A 22,347-nucleotide genomic window follows, 5' to 3' on the forward strand; every position below is an offset into this window, starting at 1 on the left:
ATAATTCTCCCCTTCCCTTCTCTTAGTAAGCCATGACGGGTGTTTTTACACGGAATGACTGAAATGCACCCTTTGGCTCGGATGGATAAACTTCTTTACCTGCCAATTGATTGATGATAATAGAATTTCGGAATGCTCCTAAGCCTAGATCCGGAGCACCCACACCATGTGTATGTATCTCGCCATTTTGAATAAAAAGGTGATTCGGTGTAGAGATGGCCGTTCCTACCCGATAGTCTTTCGTTATTGCAAGACGACCCAAGTCATCGCGGACTAAATGGTCCTCCATGGTTTCAAGGAATGCCGGAAGGGTTGATTTATAGCCCGTCCCAAAAACGACCGCCTCTGTATCCACATCAAATTCGCTATCTTCTACCCACTGTCGGCATTTCAATTCCCAGCCATTTTCAGCAGGGGTAACCGCTGCAACTTCCGTCATGGCCCTAAGTTCAATGGACAGTTCGGCATTTCCAATCGATTTTTCATACATCTTGTCAAAAATTGCTGCGATTGTTGTGGCGCTGATGCCTTTATACAATAAATCCTGTTTCGGCAGGATTTCATCCTTCTTTTCCTGCGGCAGTCGATAAAAGAAATCAAGGTAATCCGGCGTGAAGTATTCCAACCCGAGTTTTGAATATTCCATAGGGAAAAATCCCTTGGATCTTGTATACCAGTTTAGCTGGTAGCCATTTTCCTCCTGCTCATTAAGCAGATCCAGAAAGACCTCGGCCGCACTCTGTCCAGATCCGACAACCGTTACGGACTTTTTCTTTAAGATATTTTCTTTATTCCGTAAATAATCGGCCGAATGCAGGATGCTCTCTCCCATATATGGATGAAAAGCCGATGGAACAGTCGGGGCGCTGCCAATTCCCATGACTACATGACGGCTATAATAGACTTCGATCTTTTGTGATTGTGCATCCCTTACACTGATTTGATAGCAGGGTTCATCTTGATCCCCTATATATTCAACCGCCTCCACCGCTTTTCCAAAACGGCAGCTATCAAGTTGATGGGCAGCCCAGCGGCAATAATCGTTATATTCTTTTCGTGGAATCAAGAATTTTTCAAGGAAGTAGAAATGATAAAGCCGATCATGCTGCTGTAAATAATTCAGGTAACTATATGGGCTTGTCACATCTGCCATGCTAACCAGATCGGCAAAGAACGGTACCTGCAGAGTTGTCCCTTCCAACAGCATCCCTTCATGCCAATTAAATTCCCGCTTTTTCTCAAAAAAGACGGCATTCAACTCCGGGGTTTTCTCCAAAAGGGCCGCAAGTCCAAGATTAAAGGGACCTATCCCTATCCCTACCAGGTCATAGATAGATTGTTGCTTCTCCATAGTTCCACTTCCTCTCGAAATTCTCCCGTGTACATGACATAAGCAATGCATTTTTATCTGGGAGCTCAATTTCTTTAATTGGGGTAAACCCGCACTTTTCAAATAAATGAATCATCTTTGCATTTCGAATATCCGGTTCTGCCATCACTTTGTTTGTGGTTGAAGTCAGTAGTTGGAATTTCACCATTGCACGTAAAAACGGCAAAGCCAGTCCTTTTCCCAGGTAATCCGGATCACCTATGAGTAAATGAATGCCTTGATCTCCCTCTTCGGATTCATAATAATCTTCGATGATATCGCCTTTAACCCAATACGATTCCCAATAGCTCATGGGAATGGAGTCCAGACAGCCTAAATAGAGTGTTTGGTGTGTATCAGCCAATGCCTTTTTTAAATGAACAGCGAATTTTTCTTTTGTGAAATTCAAATTCCAGTAGGGTATCACATGATCTTCATGCATCCATTTATGCAATGTATCCAAATCCCTCTCATATTCAACTTTGACAAATGAAAGCTGCTGATTACAGTCCTTAAGCATTTCTTCATAACTATTTTTCATGGACGGCCATAACCCCCTGCGCGAACGGATTATCAATCGTTGTATAAACGGATTGTGTCTCAAGTGAACCGACAAGCTCATCCATATCATGAAAACGTGTCAGTAAATTAGCCTTACAAGATAATTCCCGGGCATGAAGCAATTTTGAAACAACTCGATTCAACCCTTCATCTTCGCTTTGCGTGCTGCATGTTTCCAGTTGTTCCTGAACGAGCTGTAACAGTGTTTTTTCTGATACTAATCCTTCTGTACCAAAATTATTAATTAAGCCTAATAAGTGATTAAAAAAGAAATAGTATTGCAGTCTTTCTTCAGCGACTTCATCAGAACAAATCGTGAAGCTTTTTTCACTTAGTTCTGGCAAGATCTTCAGCAGCCTGTCCACTTTGGACTCACAATAGTAATACCCTTGATTATCACGATAATAAAAAGTGGCTGGGTACCCATCTTGAAGTTGAATGATGGAATTTTGTTGATGGGCTTCCAAAACAATTCCATACTCTTCAAATAGCCAAAGCATCGGTTTCAATGTCATTGACAGATAGGTTTTGAACCAATCCTTACTCACTTCTTCGGTACTGCGATTTTCATCAGCTGATAATTTGCGGATGATCGCTCCAAGTCTTGATGGGGCACCATAGGCATTATCCTGACATAAGCCGGCAATCAGGCTTACTTGTTTATCGTTTTCATAAAAAGGGTTTTCCCGAATATCTACATCGAATCCTGATTCTTGCTCGGCTGTTTTGATAGTTAGGTAAGCAGGGTCCTTGATGATACGGAAGGAGGGGTGCCGTTCTTTTAGATCGTCGCCCACTTTAGAATCTATTAATTTTGCAATTTCGACACCACGATCCAATTCTTTTTGCAGATTTGCACGTAAAGAATTCGTGATTTTAACCGGAACGGAAAATTTGTACATATTTCTCGATGTGGCACTATATACCGTTCTAAATGAAGAGGTGGCCGTGAATTTTTTCCCAAGCGGTCCTGCATAAACTAATGTCCCTTGCTCGAGTAGCCTCTTGACCTCTTCTTTTTCGATAAGCACTTTTGCCTGGAGAGGGTGTGCCGGGATGATGATATATTGGCTTTCCTTTTGGCAATACGTTCTTCGGAATTCACTGGAAATCTCCAAGTCACCGGCTAGTTCCTGTTTAATGATCTCACTTGCCGATGTGACTTCACTAGAATCCTGGATGACAATCGAAGGTTCTGCCAGGAAGTAGTGCAGCTGAAACTCCCCTTTTAATTCGGGTGAATAAATCCATTCATCTTTTTCTGAAATGCCCTGCTTGCTTTTCGGTGTCGGGTGGAACAGGTGTCCGAATAAAAGCGACTGCTCTGCTTCGATGTAGGTGAAATCAGGACTTTGAAGTGCATCAACGTCTTCCGTCCTGGCTTCAACATACCGTTGAATATTTTGGCTGCTTAGGATGACGCGCAGCATCAATTCATCTTCACTATCCGTCCGGCCCTGCTCATTCAATAATTCTTTAGAAACAATCGAGACCATTGTCACGTAATCTAATTCATGTACTTGTTTGGATGCCGTTTGATAGTAAATCGGGAAGTTGAAAATATGACGCCCCGTTTCCGACCAATATTTAAGCGGAACAAGCAATGCAATATCTTGGGATATGAGCTTACTGACCATTAATGAATCCGAAATGGCCCCCTCCAAATTCGGCCAGTTTTTCGTTTCTTCTAAACTGCAATTTCCGGTTTCCCGGAAATAACAATTCAGAAAGCTTTGCATTGTCGCCCTTTCAGCTATTTGCTTACCATTCATATTCATTCCTCCATCATCTTGAACATTTCACCTAATACTCGAATTTCGTTTAAAATTTCCTCTATGTGTTCAAGCCTTGTCATTGGATTCAATAGTGTCATTTTTAAATATACCTGGCCTTCAAAACGTGTTTTTGCTAAAAATGCACGTCCGCTTTTCAGTAATTCTTGCTGAATCTGTTTATTTAATAGGTTTACTAACTGATCACTTTCTCCTTCGGGATTATAACGGAATACAACCGCATTCAATTCAGGGTCTTTATTCAATACTGTGAATCCTTCCTCTTTATCGATCTTCACAGCCGCTTCACGTGCAAGGTGACAAGTATAGTCGATCATTTCGGCAAAGGCATCCAGTCCAACGACCTTCAATGACATCCAGAGTTTCAGTGCGTCGAACCTTCTCGTCGTTTGAACCGATTTATTGACTAAGTGAACCATGCCCTCCGCTTCATCTTCCTGTGGATTCAGGTAATCTGCGTGATGCTGGATATATTGAAATGAGTTGCTGTCAGAAACAAGAAAAGCACCACAGCTGATGGGTTGATAGAATAATTTGTGAAAATCGACCGTAATCGAGTTGGCCCGTTCAATTCCGCTGATTAACTCTTTGTAATCCTTACTTAAAATCATCGCGCCTCCATATGCGGCATCCACATGCAGCCATATCCCACTCTTCCTTGCAGCTTCGGACAATTCGTGTAATGGATCGATTGAACCAAAATCCGTTGTTCCACAAGTTGCAACGATGGCAAATGGCAGTAAACCCTGTTCCTCTAAATGCAGCAGCTGTTGATTTAATTCAGCTACGGACAGACGGTGATTTGAATCCGTTTTAATCGTGATTACGGCCTGTTCACCAAGCCCCAGCTGTGCCGCTGATTTACGAACCGTAAAGTGGGCAGCCTCGGAGCATAAGATCCGCAATTTTTTCGCCTCGACCGGCAAGCCATGCTGTTGAACGTCAACACCCCAGACACGCTTACAATAAGCGTCCCTAGCCAATAGCAGGCCCATATAATTAGATTGGGTTCCACCGCTTGTGAAAATCCCATCCGCTTGTTCCGGCAACCCTACCTTTCTGCACAGCCAATCTATTAAACGCTCTTCAACGAAGGTTGCCGCCGAGCTTTGGTCCCATGAATCCATGGATTGATTCAACGTACCGATAATCATTTCGGCAGCCACGGCAGGTATTAATGTCGGGCAATGCAAATGTCCGATACAAGCAGGGCTTTGTACATTGATGCTGTCATTAATAACAAACTCTGCCAGCTCATCCGCTACCGCTTCCATTGTCTTCCCTTTTGGAGAAGCGAGGGTCAGCTCGTTTAATCTTGCTTCGATTTCATACGGTTTTTTCCCAGAGTATGGTGAATTATTCCCTTTTAAAAAGCTGGTCAGCTTTTTTTCAATGATGTTTAATGACTGGCTGTAGTTATTGAAGCCTTCTTCGTTATTCAGGAAAAATCGAGAATAAGCAAAATCCGTTTTATTTATCATTTCGATCATTGATCATTCACCCTCTTGCAACAGCTGCACGAACAGCTTGTTCAAAAATTGCAGTGGCCTCGCGAAGCTGGGATTCCGTAACGATCAATGGAGGCAAGAACCTCACTACACTTCCATGTCTGCCGCCAACTTCTAGAATCAACCCTCTTTGAAAACATTCCTGTTGAATGGCACTGGCAAGTTGCGAATCAGCAGGATGGCTCCCATTCGCATTTTGCGGTTCTTCATGATTGATCATTTCCACACCGATCATTAATCCCCGGCCCCTGACATCCCCGATCTGCGGAATATCTTTTTGCAAATCTTTAAGAATATCCTTTAAGATTTCTCCCATTTTAGCGGCATGCTCCACAAGATTCGTCTCTTTCATGTATTTTAAAGTTGCTGTTCCCGCTGCCATCGCCATTTGATTTCCGCGGAACGTACCGATATGTGCACCTGGAGACCATAGATCCAGCTCTTTGTTATAAATCACCACCGATAATGGAAAACTTCCGCCTATTGCTTTGGATAGTACAAGAACATCCGGAACGATACCTGCATGTTCAAACGCAAACATTTTCCCTGTACGGCCGATACCTGATTGAACTTCATCGATGATTAGCGGAATGCCCTTCTCTTTCGTTATTCTCCTGATTTCCTTAAGCCATGGAATTGGAGCTGGAATGGAACCTCCCTCGCCTTGTACTGCCTCCAAAATCATTCCTGCAGGCGCCAATAATCCTGATTCGGGATCGTTCAATAGATTTTCGATATACTGGCTGCTGATTTTATGGCTTTCTTCACCGCCTATTCCAAAGGGACAGCGATATTGATAGGGATACGGCAGGAATTGTACATCCGGCATCAACCCTTGTATTTTTTCCTTTGGTTTTGTATTGCCGCTGATTGACATCGTTGCATGCGTTGCCCCGTGGTAAGCTCCTTGGAAGGATAATATACTTCTATTGCCTGTCGCTGTTTTAACCAGTTTAAGTGCTGCCTCAATGGCATCTCCGCCAGTAGGACCACAGAATTGAATTTTTGCATTTTTCCTGAATTCCTCAGGCAGGGATTCAAAAATTTCATCGACGAACTGCTCTTTGATCGGCGTCGTAAAGTCCAATGTATGTAAAGGACGTTTATCCTTAAGAACTTTTTCCATTGCTTCAAGCACAGCCGGATGATTGTGCCCAAGCGCTAATGTTCCAGCCCCGGCAAGAAAATCAATATATCGTTTTCCATCCATGTCTGTTAGGTAAATTCCCTCCGCTTGATCGATCGCCATGGGTAATCTCCTAGGATAAGATCGGGCATTTGATTCCCTTGTATTTTGTTGTTCCAGTAGTTGATCATTTTTTGTAAGCGTATTCGTTACCATAGTGAACCTCCATGTATTGAATTAATTGAGAATAATTATCATTATCATGGACCTTATTCTACTGATAATGATAATTATTCTCAATAAGTAAATACACTCATTTTTCTTCTAGTAAATTCCAATAAAATTAAGAAAAGGTTAAAACTGGGGCCTATTCTCTATTTATCTATTGAATATAAAAATGTTGTTAAGGTTTTATTAAGATTCTGTTTATAAGCTGAATGCAGTCAAAAAATCAAAGAAAAGGAGGAACCAACAATGAATGGTTTAAAGGGAAGGCGGGAGCTCAAACATGCAATCACCAAAGCGGATTGTCACTTATTAAGAAAAAATCTGCAAAACTTCATGAGCCTTGATCCGCATGGGCTGGATGGGAAATATTTAATTCGAAGTGTCTATTTCGATAACTTTGACAATAAAATCCTGCGGCAAAAAACAGAGGGATTCTATCACAGGGATAAGTTCAGGGCTAGACTTTATGATCATAATACCGATTTCATCAATCTAGAAAAAAAGAGTAAGCGGAATAACCTTACCTATAAACAGAAGTGCAGGCTTTCTGCCGAGGAATACGAACGGATTCGTTCAGGGGATATAGATTGGATGACCGAGGATTCAAGGGATATACTCAGTGACTTATACGTTCAAATGACCCTTTTTCAAATCAAGCCGACAACCGTCGTTGACTATGAAAGGGAGGTATTCATCTATGAGTACGGAAATGTGCGGGTCACCTTTGACAGTAATGTGAAAACGAGCTATCGGGATACGGACTTCCTAAATCCCGAATTAATCGTGGTTGATGCTTTAGCCCCAAATTGTGTCATCCTGGAAATAAAGTTTGACGAATTTCTTCCGGATATCATCAAACAATTGTTATCCATCATCGATACTAGAAAAACAGCTTTTTCAAAATACCAACTAAGCAGAAGATACGGCTGATTGCAGCAAACACTTAATATTTGGAGGAATAGCAAATGGATACGACGACAACTAGCACCACTTTTAATGATATTTTCAAATCAAGCTTTTTGGACAAGACCGAGAGCTTTTCAATCATTGACTCCCTAATTGGATTACTGTTGGCATTTGCCATCGGATTGTTCATTTACGTCATTTATAAGAAGACCTTTTCCGGTGTGATGTACTCACACAATTTCAATATATCCCTCATCATCATGACAATGGCCACGGCTTTGATCATCATGGGAATATCCACGAATATCGTTATCTCCCTTGGTATGGTCGGTGCACTCTCCATCGTACGATTCAGAACGCCTATCAAAGATCCCATGGACTTGGTCTTTCTATTCTGGGCAGCGGCCTCCGGGATTTTATGCGGGGCAGGACTAATTCCGCTAGTTATCATCGGTGCAATCTTAATAGGTATCGTCATGCTCATATTTGCCAATCGGATCACTGTTGAAAATCCATTTTTATTAATCGTTAAATATTCAGATGCGTCAATTGAAAAAACGTTGGAAGAAATGATATCCAACAAGGTGAAAAAGCATTCCGTCAAATCGAAATCCGTCATGGCGGATAATAACCTCGAAGTGACATATGAAATTCGATTAAAAGATAATAATGCCGAATTCATTAATCAAGTCAAGGACATGAACAGCGTTCACTCTGCCATCATGTTAAGTTATGATGGCAACTTCACAGCTTAAGATAGATGGCGGACATAAAAATCCATGCCCACCCCTCTATATAAGACTACAGGAGGAAGGAGCCAAGGCATGTTAAAAACAAGATATGTAGTAGCGACCATTGGATTATTGATAATGATTTTTATAGCAGTGCTATTTTTCCTTCCCAATCTTCAAGTTGAAAAAGCCACTAAAGGAAATACTTATACAGAATCTGTATTTGATCAAAGTAAGGTGACAACCGTTGATATAACATTGGCTGATGAGGATTTGGATTCCATCCTGGAAAACCCCACTGAAAAGGAGATCGTAAATGCCGATGTAACGATAGATGGGGAGACGGTTAAAAACGTGGGATTTCGCACCAAGGGAAACCTTTCCTTGAATTCCGTTGTTCAAATGGGAGATTCCGATCGTTACAGCTGGAAGATAGACTTTGATTATTATCAGGAAGATCAAGATTTACACGGCCTGAAAAAGTTGGCGCTAAACAATAATTACAGTGACCCAACCTATATGAGAGAATACCTTTCCTATGAATTAATGGACAAGATGGGCATAGCGACTCCTGGACATTCCTATATGTACGTGACCATCAACGGAAAGGAATGGGGCCTTTATCTAGGGGTGGAAGCTATAGAAGAAACCTTTCTAAACACCAACTTCACTGATGGCACAGGCGATCTCTATTATCCGGATGGTACGGGAAGCGATTTAAAGTGGATCAGCGAAGACATTGATGACTACACAGGAATAAACTTGAAAACAAACGATAATTCGGACCAATCCGCCATGATCAAAATGCTTGATGCCATCAATAATGGTGGAAATCTGGAGGAAGTCCTGGATGTCGATGAGATGCTGCGCTATTTCGCAGCCAATACTGCCCTTGTCAACCTCGATCACTATCAAGGAGATAAAAAGCACAATTACTACCTGTATGAAGAGAACGGGGTCTTTTCGATATTGCCTTGGGACTATAATATGTCATTTGGCGGTTATTCCGGAGGCGGCGGGCGACTGGCGGGCAACTCTGATCAAGAAACCGCTGACCAAAAAGATGGAACGGCTGCTGAGGGTAACGCCGATGACACTAAGCAGGATGACAAGGAACTCCTTGGAGGGGCACCGAATATGAACGGTGGCGGAATGATGGATATGAGTTCAAATTTCATGAATGAAAGTAATATCAACTTCAGCATTACCGAGCCTGTTTCAGGTACGACCCTTGAAGAGCGCCCTTTATTGAATGCCCTGCTTTCCAACGACGAGTACCGTGAAAAATATTATGATTATCTAAATGACATTGCCACAGATTTTTTCTCTGAAGAAAATATGACAGCAATGACCACTGAAATTTCTACATTGATCACACCATATGTGAAAAAGGACCCGACCAAGTTTTATACAATGGACGAGTATACAGAAGCAACGTCAGGCGAGGAAACCCTGGTTGACTTCGCTGTCAAACGTGCTGAATCAATCTTGGCACAGCTTTCAGGAGACCTGGTCGTGGAAGCCGAGACAGAAAGCAGTATGGGCGGCGGAGCTCCTAATATCGGCGATGACGCAAATGCAGGTCAGCAACCACCAAACATGGACGGCGAGAATTGGGCTGCGATGCAGCCTCCTGACATGGACCGGGGCGGGAATGGGGCACCTCCTGTTATAAACGGGAACATGGGCCAAAAGGGGGCAGGTAACAGCAGCTCCTCAAAAGATACGATCATTCTATCTTCCGTGCTTCTAATCTTATTATTAGGTGCAATTGCTTTCGCCCACTTCTTTAAACGAAGAGGTAAAAAGGGATAATAGATTTATGAAAAACTGAGGTATCCCTAAAATTAGGGATACCTTTTTTGAATGGCGTATAGGCATTCTCCGGGTTATTCCTCCACATTTGAATTATTTTTAGCTGCTAATCAATATAAAATACCCTTATTTGGTATAAAATAGTAAAATAGAGAGGTAAATGAACCTCTAACCTGAGGATTGTTCACTTGTTTATCATTTGATTTTAGTGGGTAAAGATTTCCATTATTACTTTATCCGATCGCATTAGTTTCACTTTTGTTAAAAACAGGTCGGTGTCAGGGGGGGAACGGATGAAAAGAAATCATACGATGATGCAATTTTTTGAGTGGCATCTTGAGGCAGATGGTTCTCATTGGGAAAGATTGAAATATGCAGCCTCCAAGTTGAAGGATATAGGAATTGACTGCGTTTGGCTTCCGCCAGTCACCAAAGGGCAATCCGTTGGGGATAATGGATATGGAATATATGACGGTTACGATTTGGGGGAATTTGACCAAAAAGGAACCGTTCGTACCAAATACGGGACGAAAGATGAATTGCTGCAAGCAATAGCCACCTGTCATAACTACGGACTTTGCGTTTATATCGATTTAGTCATGAACCATAAGGCAGGAGCTGACGGAACCGAAAAATTTGAGGTGATTGAAGTCAATCCAGACAACCGTATGGAAGATATCTCAGAACCATTCGAAATGGAAGGCTGGACAAAATTCGATTTTCCGGGACGTAAAAATAAATACTCTGACTTTAAGTGGAACCATACTCATTTCAATGGTACAGACTATGATGCCGAAAACGACAAAATGGGCGTATATCGCATCACAGGCGAAAATAAGCACTGGAATAAGCATGTCATCGATGAATTCGGAAACTACGATTATTTAATGTTTGCCAACATCGATTACAGCCTGCCGGAAGTTCGTCAGGAAATGATTAGCTGGGGAAAATGGATGGTTGATACGTTAAAGTGTGATGGTTTTCGTTTGGACGCCGTTAAACATATCGATTATGAATTCATCAATGAATTTCTCCAAGAACTCATTCCTTATACAAAGGAACATTTTTTCATGGTCGGCGAATTTTGGAAGGCGGATGTTAAAGCCTGTCAAACTTACTTAGAGCAAACCAATCATGACCTCAACTTGTTCGATGTTTCCCTGCATTATAAATTTCATGAGGCCTCAAACGCAGGAACAGACTTCGACCTCTCAACCATCTTTGATGATACCCTCGTCCAAACCAATCCAGCAGAGGCTGTCACTTTTGTCGATAACCATGACTCCCAGCCTCATGAATCACTGGAGTCTTGGGTAAAGGACTGGTTCAAGCCATCGGCATATGCACTTACCTTGCTTAGACTTTGCGGTTATCCGTGTGTCTTTTACGGGGACTATTATGGAATCGGCGGACCTTCTCCGGTGCCTGGGAAAAAGGATATCCTGGATCGACTATTATATGCTAGGTATGAAAAAGCTTACGGAGAACAGACCGATTACTTTGATGATCCAAATACGATAGGCTGGGTCCGGCACGGAGTTGAAGAGCTAGAAGGCTCGGGGTGTGCGGTCATTATCTCTAATGGAGATCACAACAGTGAAAAAAGGATGTTCGTCGGTGAACATCGGGCTGGTGAAATTTGGAGTGATTTAACTTGTCATAGAGATGACCACATTACCATTGAAGAAGATGGGTTCGCGACATTCCCCGTTCATGGGAAAAGCGTATCCGTATGGGCCTTGAATAATCCACTCTAAAAAGAGATAGCAAGGAACGGCATGTCTTTTGCAGATATGCTGTTCTTTGCTGATGACACCACCCTAGAAGATTTGGAAAAAGATAATTTTTCCATTACAGTCAATCATGGTAAGATAAGGGAAAAAGGAGTTGAAGGAAAAGTGAAAAATGAAATCATTGAAAGATTCACTTCTTATGTGAAAGTGGATACCCAATCGAATGAGGAAAATCCCTCATGCCCCTCTACACCCGGACAGCTGACCTTGGCAAATGCATTGGTCAAGGAACTTCAATCCATTGGGATGAAGGATGTGACAATTGATGGGAACGGCTATGTCATGGCAACCTTGCCAGCCAATTCAAATAAGGATGTCCCGACAATCGGTTTCTTGGCTCATGTCGATACAGCAACGGATTTCACTGGAAAAGATGTAAAACCGCGAATCGTTGACAACTATGATGGCAAAGATCTTACTTTACATGAAAAATTGGATGTCATTCTTTCACCTGATGATTTTCCTTCGCTTAAGAACTATAAAGGGCATACCTTGATTACAACGGATGGGACAACCCTGTTGGGAGCAGATAATAAGGCTGGGATTGCCGAAATCATGACTGCCATGGATTATTTGATCCAGCATCCGGAAATCAAGCATGGAAAAATCCGTGTTGCTTTTACTCCCGATGAGGAAATCGGAAGGGGACCCCATAAGTTTGATGTAGATGCTTTTGGTGCCCAATTTGCCTACACCGTGGACGGTGGCCCACTTGGAGAACTTGAATATGAGAGCTTCAATGCAGCATCGGCCAAAATCCTGATCAAAGGGACGAATATTCACCCTGGTACGGCTAAAGGAAAAATGGTCAACTCAGCCAAAATCGCAATGGAATTCCATAATAAGCTTCCAGTGGCAGAAGCACCGGAATTTACGGAGGATTACGAAGGATTTTATCATCTGCTTTCATTTCACGGTGACGTGGAAGAGACCAAGCTTTCTTACATCATCAGGGATTTCGACCGCAAAAAATTCAATGACCGCAAGGAATATATAACAAAAGTAATCGTGGATTTAAAAGAAAAATATGGGCAAAACCGGATCCAGCTTGAATTACACGACCAATACTTCAACATGAAGGAAAAAATTGAGCCCGTGAAGGAAATCGTGGATATTGCCCATGAAGCAATGGAGAAACTCGATATAAGACCGAAAATCTCACCAATACGCGGTGGTACGGACGGTTCTCAATTATCGTATATGGGCCTGCCAACACCCAATATCTTTACGGGCGGGGAGAACTTTCATGGTAAATATGAATTTATTTCCGTCGATAATATGATACTGGCCACTAAGGTGATTGTTGGCATTGCATCGCTTTTTGAAGAAAAAGCAAAGTAGCATGATACCTGTTTATTGAAAAACCCCCAGACTTCAAGTCTGGGGGTTTTTATTCAATATTAAGCGCGTGTCCAGTGACGGTGCTTAGCAATTGCGTCAATAAAGGCAGAACCACTATTTTTATCCGTAACAGCTACAATGCCTGCGGCTGGATCATTGGAAACGATGCCTGCCTTCGATAATATCTCGGCTCCTTCTTTTCCTGCACCAATCGCTTTAAAATGATTGTAGGCTTCATCAACAAAGTAAATGGGTTCCTTGGACGCCTTTAAGGCATCGACACTCTCCTGGCCTCCTGCCACATATACAGCATCGAAAAGTACCGAATCGGCTGTCAGGAATGTCTGATTCACCTCGACCTGCTGTCCTTCAGAACTTGTAATCACTCCACGATTAATGCTGATGATTTCCGCCGTTATACCTGCAGATTTAAATGATTCCAAGACTTGATTAACCTCCGGCCCGTTGAAACCATCTGCGGCCAAGATTGCCACTTTTCTTGTTGCCGCCGTGTTCACTTTCATTTGCTCCTGGCTTAAAGCCGGAGATGCCAATTCCATTTTAACCTCACTTTTGTTGGCTGGAGGATTCACGCCCACTCCAATAGCGATTGTTTTGGCCAGTTCAACATCTACATTGCTGAACATCTCGACAATTTGCTGCTGAACGTCCTTACTTTTCACTTTCCCCACTTCAAAGTGGAAAGCCTGAATAATATGCTCCTTCTCCACTTCCGTCATGCTATTCCAAAATAGTTTAGCTTGGCTGTAATGATCCTTGAAGCTTTCACTGCGCTGCCGGACCTTCCTGCCATCGACTTTTTCCTGGTAATGTGCATAGCCGCCTTCCTCTTCCGAAGCAGGTTCAGGAGAGTTGCCTGCAAGGGAATTTTTGTGGTAGCTGACCGGGCCTGGATTTATTGACATTCTGTGCATGCCATCGCGCTGATTATTATGGACGGGGGCAACCGACCTATTAATCGGAAGCTCATGGAAGTTCGGTCCTCCCAATCGGGATAGCTGGGTATCGGTGTATGAGAATAAACGTCCCTGAAGCAGCGGATCATTTGAAAAATCAATACCAGGTACAACATGCCCCGGATGGAAAGCTATCTGTTCCGTCTCTGCAAAAAAGTTATCCGTATTTTGGTTCAAAACCATTTTTCCGATTATTTTAACCGGGATTTGTTCTTCCGGCCATAGTTTAGTAGGATCAAGGATATCAAAGTCGAAATTGAATTCATCTTCTTCCTTAATCATTTGGACGCCAAATTCAAATTCAGGATAATTTCCGGTATCTATCGCTTCCCACAGATCTTGGCGATGAAAATCAGGATTCTTCCCTGCAATTTTCTGTGCCTCATCCCAGACAAGGGATTTAACTCCCAGTACAGGCTTCCAATGGAATTTAACGAAATGGGCCACGCCCTGCTCATTTACAAAACGGAATGTGTGGACACCAAACCCTTCCATCATCCGGAAACTTCTCGGTATGGCCCTATCAGATAGATGCCACATGACCATATGTGCCGTTTCTTCATTGTTGGCGACGAAATCCCAAAAAGTATCATGGGCAGACGCGGCCTGAGGTATTTCATTATGAGGCTCCGGTTTAACCGCATGAATTAAATCCGGGAACTTAATGGCATCCTGGATAAAAAATACCGGAATATTATTTCCGACCAAATCATAGTTTCCTTCCTCCGTATAAAACTTTGTAGAGAATCCCCTTACATCACGGACCGAGTCTGCCGAACCTCGGGAACCTGCCACAGTGGAGTAACGAACGAATACTGGTGTCTTGACTGAAGGGTCTTGAAGAAACTTAGCTTTTGTATATTCGGTCATCGGTTCATATACCTGAAAATATCCATGTGCTCCAGATCCACGCGCATGGACAATCCGCTCAGGAATACGCTCATGGTCAAAATGAGTCATTTTTTCACGAAAATGAAAATCCTCCATCAAAGTTGGACCACGGGTTCCCGCTTTCAAAGAATGCTCATCCTCAGAAACACGCAAACCTTGGTTAGTCGTCATCTTTTTCCCATTATCGTCCACTCGATATTGATCCAACTGCCGCTGCTTACTTTGCTCATCGATTCTTCCGCTTTCATTTGCTTTCGTCATCCCACTCATTCCCCTCCATGTCTAAGAATTCAGATTAAATCGTGTTGTATGTATTTATTCGAAATAATTGCGTTATCCTTCCTCATATACCACTCTGTTTTGACGGATAAACAGAATTCAGAAAAAGAATCCCACATCCTCATAAAACAAAAAAATGATTATTCCTGGACGGATCATTTTGGCGTGGGTCGGATTATTCTGGAGGTAGGTCGAATTCTTCCCGTCCCCAGTTTTGAATAAAAAGAAGCGGGAAGACCGATTTTCGGTCTTCCCGCTTCTTTCATTCAACACCTTTTAGTTCTTAAAGGCCTCTGAAACCTTCAGAAGTTTGCCTTTAACTTTTGTATTTTTCATCACTTTCAAGACAAGCGGTCCCTTTTCATTCAATATATCCACATAAGAAACATTGTCCTGAATCGTAATGATCCCGATGTCCTCTGCATTCACTCCATCGATCTTAGCGATGGTTCCGACAAAATCCACAGCCCTGAGTTTCTTTTTCTTGCCGCCATTAAAATACAGCTTCATGATTTGTTTATTCAATTGTTCACTTTTATCTTTTTTGATCTTTGGACGAGCTTCCAGTTTCGCTTCGAATTCCATTTTTTTATTGGAGACTTCCTCTTTTGAAGGAACAGTCATCTTAGGGATTTCAAAACCGATATATCCTTGGATCTCAGCAAGGAATTTATCTTCGTACGGCGTCACAAAAGTAATGGCTTTTCCTTTTTTGCCGGCACGGCCCGTTCTTCCAGTCCGATGTACGTAACTTTCCTTTTCCAATGGCAGGTCATAGTTAATCACATGGGTTATATTATCGATGTCAATTCCACGTGCAGCAACATCTGTCGCAACCAAATAGCGGAATTCACCTCTTCTGAATTCATTCATCACTGCAAGGCGATCTTCCTGGAGCATGCCGCCGTGAATCATATCACACGGATATTCCAGCTCCAGCAGCTGTTCACATACTTGGTCCACCCTATCTTTTGTCCGGCAGAAAATGATACAGCTATCGGGGTTTTCCGTGATGGTGACGTCTCTAAGCAGGGAAAACTTATCATCTTCCTTCACTTCAATAAGAGCATGTTCAATTTTCTCCGTCGTTAATCCCTTTGCTTTGATTTCAATATCCAAAGGATCTTTCATATATTGCTTGCATAGTTTTTTTATACTCTCAGGTAACGTAGCAGAGAACAGCATGGTTACTCTATCTTTCGGAAGCTCTTTAATAATGGCTTCCACTTGTTCAATGAAGCCCATATTCAGCATTTCATCCGCTTCATCAATAACTAAATGAGTTAAGCGTTCCAAGGCGAATGTCCCTTTCTCGATATGATCCAGAACACGCCCCGGAGTTCCAACGACTACATGGCTTTTTTGTTTCAATTCCGCTTTTTGGAGTGCGAATGGATGTTTTCCATAAACTGCAGTAGCCTTTATCCTCTTAAATCTGCCAATATTCGTAATATCCTCTTTAACCTGCACGGCAAGCTCACGTGTCGGTGTTAAAATAAGCGCCTGAGGCTTATTCTCCTCCCAATCGACCATTTCGCAGATCGGTATGCCGAATGAAGCGGTCTTGCCGCTTCCCGTTTGCGATTTAACGACAAGATCACGCTTTTTCAGCGCCACTGGAATCACTTCACGCTGTACCTCGGTTGGACGTTGATATCCCAAGCTTTCTAATGCCCTTACAATTTCATCGCTTAATGTATAATCAGTAAAACTTAATTCATTCATATAACAGCCTCTTTTGTTGTTTAGTATGTTGCCTTATTGTTTCCATAATCATAATTTCCTTATACAGATTTCTATTATACGCGATATGCATCGATAAACCTTGTAATATCCAAATTCAATTGCCTTATTTGAATATATTGAAACGTCCGTCTTCATTAAAACAAGGGTAATCAGAATCTCATGATCCGAGTTAATCAAAATGGACCCTGCTTCTTTCAATATGCTAAAATATGTATGAAATTGTGGAAAATAGGGTGTAGATTCTAAACCGAAGTCCAAAAGGAGAGCTGATTTATGATAATCGTAACGAATAGAATCAGAGTCAAAAAAGGGATGGGTGCAGCCATGGCCCCAGGATTTACTGCACCAGGTCCACTTGATACTATGGAAGGCTTCGTAAAAGTTGAAGTATTATTAACACAGAATTTGTCGGATTACGATGAACTGAGCGTTAATATGTACTGGGAAAACCTTGATAACTTTACTGCTTGGAGAAATAGCGATGCATTCAAAGCTGCACATAAACGGCCTGAACCAGGTTCCGGTGAAGCAAAAAAAGAATCCCCAATTCTAGGCAGCGAGCTTACAACGTATGAAGTCGCCTCGGTTAAGGAAATAGCTAAATAATGAATTCACGCCAAAAGAGGCCGCAAAATATGCGGCCTCTTTTTGTTTTATCTTAATGAATTTACTTAGCTTCAGCCTTCTTGATTTGTTTGCTTCTAAGCTGACCGCAAGCCGCATCAATATCCGTCCCATGTTCTTGGCGGATTTTACAATTGATGCCTCTCTTTTTCAGCGTATCATAAAACGAAAGAACGGACTCTTTTTCACTTCTTTGGTATTGGCTATGCTCATCTACAGGATTATATGGGATCAGGTTGACATAGAGACGATGTTTTTTGTCATCAAGAAGATCGGCAAGTTGCTCGGCTTCTTCTTGATGGTCATTGACATCTTTCAAAAGGATATATTCGATTGTAATTCTCCTATTTGTTTTCTCTAAATAATAATCAAGAGATTTCATCAATTTTTCTATCGGAATACCTCGGTTTATCTTCATGATTTGTGTCCTGAGCTCATTATTCGGCGCATGCAATGAGATGGCCAGATTCACCTGTAATTGAGTATCGGTGAATTCATAGATCTTATGGGCAAGACCGCTTGTCGAAACAGTAATGCGCCTGCCCGCGATAGCAAGACCCTTATGGTCCATGAGCACCTTCAAAAAGTCTAACATATTTTCAAAGTTATCGAACGGTTCGCCAATACCCATTACAACAACATGGCTTACAACATCACCTTGTTCCAATTTATCCAGATGCAGTTGAACGTTCATGATTTGTTCCACTATTTCCCCGCTGGATAAATCACGGCTTTTGGCCAATAATCCACTGGCACAGAAACTGCAGCCAATATTGCAGCCCACTTGGGTGGTGACACAAACCGAAATTCCGTATTTATGTCTCATCATAACAGTTTCGATAAGGTTGTCATCCTGTAATTTAAACAGAAACTTGATTGTACCATCCGCTGCTTCTTGCTTGACGTGCTCAGTCAAAGTCTGGATGACAAAGTGCTCTTCAAGTAATTTTATGCACTCTTTATTAACATCCGTCATTTCAGAGAAACTCGTCACACGTGTTCTATAAAGCCACTCCCAGACTTGGGAAGCTCTGAATTTTTTATGGCCATGGTCCAAAAGCCATGCTGTCAATTGTTCGAATGTTAAACCATAAATGGACTCTTTATTCATTCGTTACCCTCTTTTCATTACAGTAAGATTTAATATGTTAACCCATTACCTTACGGGGAATTCCCCCGGAATCAGTCTCTATCATTTATGATATGGTTCATTTCTATTTATCCGAAAAGCCCGATATATTTGCTCCACTAGAACCAATTTCATTAATTGATGCGGAAAGGTCATTTTCGAGAAGGAAAGGGCATAATCGCTTCTTGATAATACCTCGTTGCCAAGTCCAAGCGACCCGCCAATAATAAAGGCAATTTTACTCTTTCCATAAGTGGCGAGCTGATCCATATGAGTGGCCAGCTGCTCTGAAGTAAGCTGTTTTCCATTGATCTCAAGCGTTATTACGTAGGTGTCCGGACTGACTTTGGCCAGGATTCGTTCACCCTCCTTTTGCTTAACAATGTCCATGTCTGCTGTACTCAGGTTCTCGGGAGCCTTTTCATCCGGTACTTCGACAAGTTCTATATTAGCATAGGCGCTTAACCTTTTTGTATATTCAGCAATTCCTTGCTTTAAGTATTTTTCCTTTAGCTTGCCAACAGTAATAATCGTTATTTTCATATATATCCTCTAGCTTTCATTAATGTTTTTACTATCAATTGTTGGATTTGCCTACCTATTATCATACCTTACAGTGACCTATAAGCAAAACAAGCATATCCTTTCCAATTTTTTAAAAATAAAAACCGCTGCCCGTGAAAGCGGCAACGGTAACTTTCATTATTTTTTAATGTATATTGAAGAAATTGGGCTGGACTTAGGTTGGATTTATGGTTGATTATTCGTACAACCAAAAGCTTAATTTAAACAATTCAACCCTCCAGTTTATTCTTCGGAAAATGTTAAGAACAGGTTACAAACATGTTATCCACAAAAGTTATCCACATATCCACAAAATCTATCCACATCTTGTATGGGAATATTAGTTCCCTACTAGATATATTGCCACGTTTCGACAATATTCACAGGTTGTTGATAACTGATTTTCTTCGGAAACCAGCGTTAAAACAGGATAGGTTTCACATTCGTATACCACTTCATCCAGCGCCATGTCCACGTGTTCCTGACAGCAATATAATTTCATCTACCATATCTCCTTTCCCACTCATTATTCCCAGTACTTCCATTCCCAATTATCCACAAGTTACTTGAGATCTTTAATTTCAGTATATATCCACAGGTAATCGTAACAAAAAATAAGAAAATCGCAAGGAAATAGAAAGGACAGGAGGCAATTTTCCCCCTGTCCTTTTGTCTTTTAAATTTCGCTGCTTGAAAGCGTGACTTCCGTAGTTCCTTTCTTTCCGTCACGGTAATAAATGATTTTAACTTTATCACCGATTTTCTTTTCATTGTAAAGGTATTTTCGTAATTCCACGACGTCATGGATTTTTTCATTATCCATTCCAACAATGACGTCAAATTCCTTCAATCCTGCTTTAGATGCTGGAGAGTTGCTTTGAACGCCTGTTATTGCAACGCCAGAAGTAACTTTTCTTGGCAGCTTTAATGTATTTTGTTGATGATATTGGGAAATTTCTTCTACAGATGCCAAGTTCACACCCAAGAAAGCACGTTTCACTTCACCAAATTCCTCTATATCATTAATTATCGGTATAACTGAATCGATTGGGATGGAAAGACCTATTCCTTCCACTGCATTTTCTGCAATCTTCATCGAATTTATTCCGATGACCTGCCCTGACATATTAACGAGTGCCCCCCCACTATTACCTGGGTTAATTGCCGCATCGGTCTGGATGACCTCCGCATTCCAATCCACTTGTCCGTCTTCATTGATATCCACCTCTATCGTTCGTTCCAAACCGGAGATGATCCCTTGTGTGATCGATCCAGAGAATTGAAGTCCTAATGGATTACCAATGGCAATTACAGGCTCACCAGGTTTCAATTTGCCGGATTTTCCGAATTCAGCAATGGTTTTGATTTTATCACCATTCACGACAATGACGGCTAAATCTGTCCATGGGTCACTGCCTTGCAGTTCTGCTGGCAATTTAGTGCCATCACTTAATGTCACTTCCAGTTCATTAGCGCCTTCGATGACGTGATTATTCGTGACGATATAGGCCTTGCCGCCATCTTTTTTGTAGACGACTCCAGAACCAGTGCCAGCTTCTGCAGAACTGTCCTCGGCGTTGCTCCCTTGACTCCAGAAGTTCGTTTCCTGAATGTTAGTGATGCCGACCACCGCGTCGCTGGCTTTATCAACGGCATTGGTGACGGCACTTGTTACATCAACAGTAAGGTTTTGCTGAGCCTGCTCCGTGGACTCACTTCCCGTTGATTTTTCGGTTGTAATTTCGTTATCATCGTTATTTAACAGTCCACTTCCCGGAAAGGCTAATAAAATAAGTAAAGCCCCAATAATGGCGCCCCCCAAGCCTGCTAGAAAATAGCTCGTATGGCTCTTTTTCCGTTTATTTTGGTTCTCATCATTCTGATCATAATAACCCAAGACCGCCCCATCCTCTCATTTTAGGAATGAATTATAGCAATTCTATTGTTTGGTATCCTCCCTCAATTATACTCAATTACCGAAATTTTTCTAAAAAAATGCATGCTTTTATTTAAAGGAAACTAAAAAATTGACTAATATACAGCCATTTTCCTTTTACCTATACAGTTCTAACCAAACGATACCCCTTTTAATCCGATTCGTAACTTACGAATCGGAAATTATTAAAAATAAAAAGGAATGAACAAGGTATCCCTCATCCATTCCTTTTATTTATAATGTAACAAGTTCCGTTGGTCTTTTCGGGTCAGTATCATATAAGGAAAATTGTTCACCTACGATGATCCCCTTTGTCTTTAACGTTTGTTCCACCGACATTCTTGCTAGATCCTTCATATTGTTATCAAGGCTTAAGTGGGCCAAGTAAATCCGCTTGGTCTTATCACCGGCCACTTCACTCATGGCAAGGGCGGCGTCTTCATTACAAACATGTCCAACATCACTTAATATTCGGCGCTTGATGCTCCATGGATATTTTCCCATCCTCAGCATGGAGACATCATGGTTACTTTCAAATACATATGCATCGGCATTCGAGATGATTCCTTTCATCCGATCACTTACGTACCCTGTATCGGTAATGACCACAAGTTTCTTATCTTCATGATGAAAGACGTAAAACATCGGCTCTGCCGCATCATGTGAAACACCGAAAGATTCTATAGCAAGGCTGCCGAACGTTTTGACCTGTTCCATTTCAAATGTGAATTTTTGTTCGGTTGCAATTTCACCGATTGATCGATCCATGGCATTCCATGTTTTTGCATTCGCATATATCGGGAGTTTATGTTTTCTGGCAACCACGCCAAGACCTTTAATGTGGTCGCTGTGTTCATGGGTAACAAGGATACCGGATAGCTTTGACATATCACGGCCTATATCCTGAAACAACGCTTCCAGGGCTTTACCGCTTAAGCCGGCATCGACAAGGAATGATTGATCCTCCGTTTCCACGAAAAAGGCATTTCCTGTACTCCCGCTTGCGAGAACACTAAAATGCATTGTCATC

At 41.8% G+C, this 22,347-nt stretch carries 18 protein-coding genes; 6 read left to right on the forward strand and 12 right to left on the reverse strand.

Annotated elements, in window-relative coordinates; all coding sequences use genetic code 11:
* Positions 1 to 22 precede the first annotated feature (22 nt).
* The 5 genes from V3595_RS23430 to V3595_RS23450 are packed head-to-tail and all read right to left on the reverse strand — an operon-like array spanning position 23 to position 6,573.
* On the reverse strand, positions 23 to 1,351 hold the full coding sequence (locus V3595_RS23430; protein ID WP_485910005.1) for a lysine N(6)-hydroxylase/L-ornithine N(5)-oxygenase family protein: 1,329 nt from the start codon (positions 1,349 to 1,351) through the stop codon (positions 23 to 25).
* A complete protein-coding gene (locus V3595_RS23435; RefSeq protein ID WP_485910007.1) occupies positions 1,326 to 1,910 on the reverse strand; it encodes a GNAT family N-acetyltransferase in 585 nt (194 codons plus the stop codon). Before V3595_RS23435 ends, V3595_RS23430 begins: the two co-directional genes overlap by 26 nt.
* Positions 1,900 to 3,702 carry an IucA/IucC family protein gene (locus V3595_RS23440; RefSeq protein WP_485910009.1) on the reverse strand — a complete coding sequence of 601 codons (1,803 nt, stop codon included), beginning with the start codon at positions 3,700 to 3,702 and terminating at the stop codon, positions 1,900 to 1,902. The genes V3595_RS23435 and V3595_RS23440 overlap by 11 nt, the downstream gene beginning before the upstream one ends.
* A gap of 2 nt (positions 3,703 to 3,704) precedes the next feature.
* Positions 3,705 to 5,213 (reverse strand): pyridoxal phosphate-dependent decarboxylase family protein, encoded by a 1,509-nt coding sequence (locus V3595_RS23445; RefSeq protein ID WP_485910011.1) that lies wholly within the window; start codon positions 5,211 to 5,213, stop codon positions 3,705 to 3,707.
* Positions 5,214 to 5,220: 7 nt separating this feature from the next.
* A complete protein-coding gene (locus V3595_RS23450) occupies positions 5,221 to 6,573 on the reverse strand; it encodes a diaminobutyrate--2-oxoglutarate transaminase (protein WP_485910013.1) in 1,353 nt (450 codons plus the stop codon).
* A 258-nt stretch (positions 6,574 to 6,831) separates the two neighbouring features.
* On the opposite strand from V3595_RS23450, the gene V3595_RS23455 reads away from it, so the two are divergent.
* The 5 genes from V3595_RS23455 (at position 6,832) to pepT (ending at position 13,171) form a co-directional block, all read left to right on the forward strand.
* Positions 6,832 to 7,515, forward strand: a complete 684-nt coding sequence (locus V3595_RS23455; RefSeq protein WP_485910015.1) for a polyphosphate polymerase domain-containing protein — start codon at positions 6,832 to 6,834, stop codon at positions 7,513 to 7,515.
* Between the two features lie 35 nt (positions 7,516 to 7,550).
* The gene (locus tag V3595_RS23460) at positions 7,551 to 8,246 is read left to right on the forward strand and encodes a DUF4956 domain-containing protein (RefSeq protein ID WP_133350739.1); all 696 of its coding nucleotides are present in this window, start codon (positions 7,551 to 7,553) and stop codon (positions 8,244 to 8,246) included.
* A 69-nt stretch (positions 8,247 to 8,315) separates the two neighbouring features.
* Complete coding sequence (locus V3595_RS23465) at positions 8,316 to 10,037, forward strand: CotH kinase family protein (RefSeq protein WP_485910017.1); 1,722 nt, start codon at positions 8,316 to 8,318, stop codon at positions 10,035 to 10,037.
* Positions 10,038 to 10,330: 293 nt separating this feature from the next.
* Positions 10,331 to 11,794 (forward strand): alpha-amylase, encoded by a 1,464-nt coding sequence (locus V3595_RS23470; RefSeq protein WP_402904768.1) that lies wholly within the window; start codon positions 10,331 to 10,333, stop codon positions 11,792 to 11,794.
* 141 nt (positions 11,795 to 11,935) lie between these two features.
* On the forward strand, positions 11,936 to 13,171 hold the full coding sequence (pepT, locus tag V3595_RS23475; RefSeq protein ID WP_485910066.1) for a peptidase T: 1,236 nt from the start codon (positions 11,936 to 11,938) through the stop codon (positions 13,169 to 13,171).
* Between the two features lie 59 nt (positions 13,172 to 13,230).
* Here the strand turns inward: pepT and V3595_RS23480 are convergent, their stop codons facing one another.
* Positions 13,231 to 15,300: a catalase gene (locus V3595_RS23480; RefSeq protein WP_485910019.1), complete on the reverse strand. Its 2,070-nt coding sequence runs from the start codon at positions 15,298 to 15,300 to the stop codon at positions 13,231 to 13,233.
* A gap of 294 nt (positions 15,301 to 15,594) precedes the next feature.
* Positions 15,595 to 17,043: a DEAD/DEAH box helicase gene (locus V3595_RS23485; protein WP_485910021.1), complete on the reverse strand. Its 1,449-nt coding sequence runs from the start codon at positions 17,041 to 17,043 to the stop codon at positions 15,595 to 15,597.
* Positions 17,044 to 17,337: 294 nt separating this feature from the next.
* On the opposite strand from V3595_RS23485, the gene V3595_RS23490 reads away from it, so the two are divergent.
* Positions 17,338 to 17,670 carry a heme oxygenase gene (locus V3595_RS23490; RefSeq protein ID WP_137017783.1) on the forward strand — a complete coding sequence of 111 codons (333 nt, stop codon included), beginning with the start codon at positions 17,338 to 17,340 and terminating at the stop codon, positions 17,668 to 17,670.
* Between the two features lie 61 nt (positions 17,671 to 17,731).
* Here the strand turns inward: V3595_RS23490 and rlmN are convergent, their stop codons facing one another.
* From rlmN to V3595_RS23515, 5 genes are all read right to left on the reverse strand, one after another.
* Complete coding sequence (gene rlmN, locus V3595_RS23495; RefSeq protein ID WP_485910024.1) at positions 17,732 to 18,799, reverse strand: dual-specificity RNA methyltransferase RlmN; 1,068 nt, start codon at positions 18,797 to 18,799, stop codon at positions 17,732 to 17,734.
* Positions 18,800 to 18,880: 81 nt separating this feature from the next.
* Complete coding sequence (rlmH, locus tag V3595_RS23500) at positions 18,881 to 19,360, reverse strand: 23S rRNA (pseudouridine(1915)-N(3))-methyltransferase RlmH (protein WP_137017785.1); 480 nt, start codon at positions 19,358 to 19,360, stop codon at positions 18,881 to 18,883.
* Between the two features lie 361 nt (positions 19,361 to 19,721).
* Positions 19,722 to 19,883 (reverse strand): CxxH/CxxC protein, encoded by a 162-nt coding sequence (locus tag V3595_RS23505; RefSeq protein WP_101223962.1) that lies wholly within the window; start codon positions 19,881 to 19,883, stop codon positions 19,722 to 19,724.
* Between the two features lie 174 nt (positions 19,884 to 20,057).
* On the reverse strand, positions 20,058 to 21,278 hold the full coding sequence (locus V3595_RS23510) for a S1C family serine protease (RefSeq protein ID WP_485910026.1): 1,221 nt from the start codon (positions 21,276 to 21,278) through the stop codon (positions 20,058 to 20,060).
* A 273-nt stretch (positions 21,279 to 21,551) separates the two neighbouring features.
* Positions 21,552 to 22,346, reverse strand: coding sequence for an MBL fold metallo-hydrolase (locus tag V3595_RS23515; RefSeq protein WP_485910028.1), 795 nt, complete (start codon positions 22,344 to 22,346; stop codon positions 21,552 to 21,554).
* Position 22,347 lies beyond the last annotated feature (1 nt).

The sequence above is a fragment of the Bacillus sp. CFBP9009 genome (assembly GCF_036541465.1).
In the GTDB taxonomy this organism is placed as follows: Bacteria; Bacillota; Bacilli; order Bacillales; family DSM-1321; genus Peribacillus.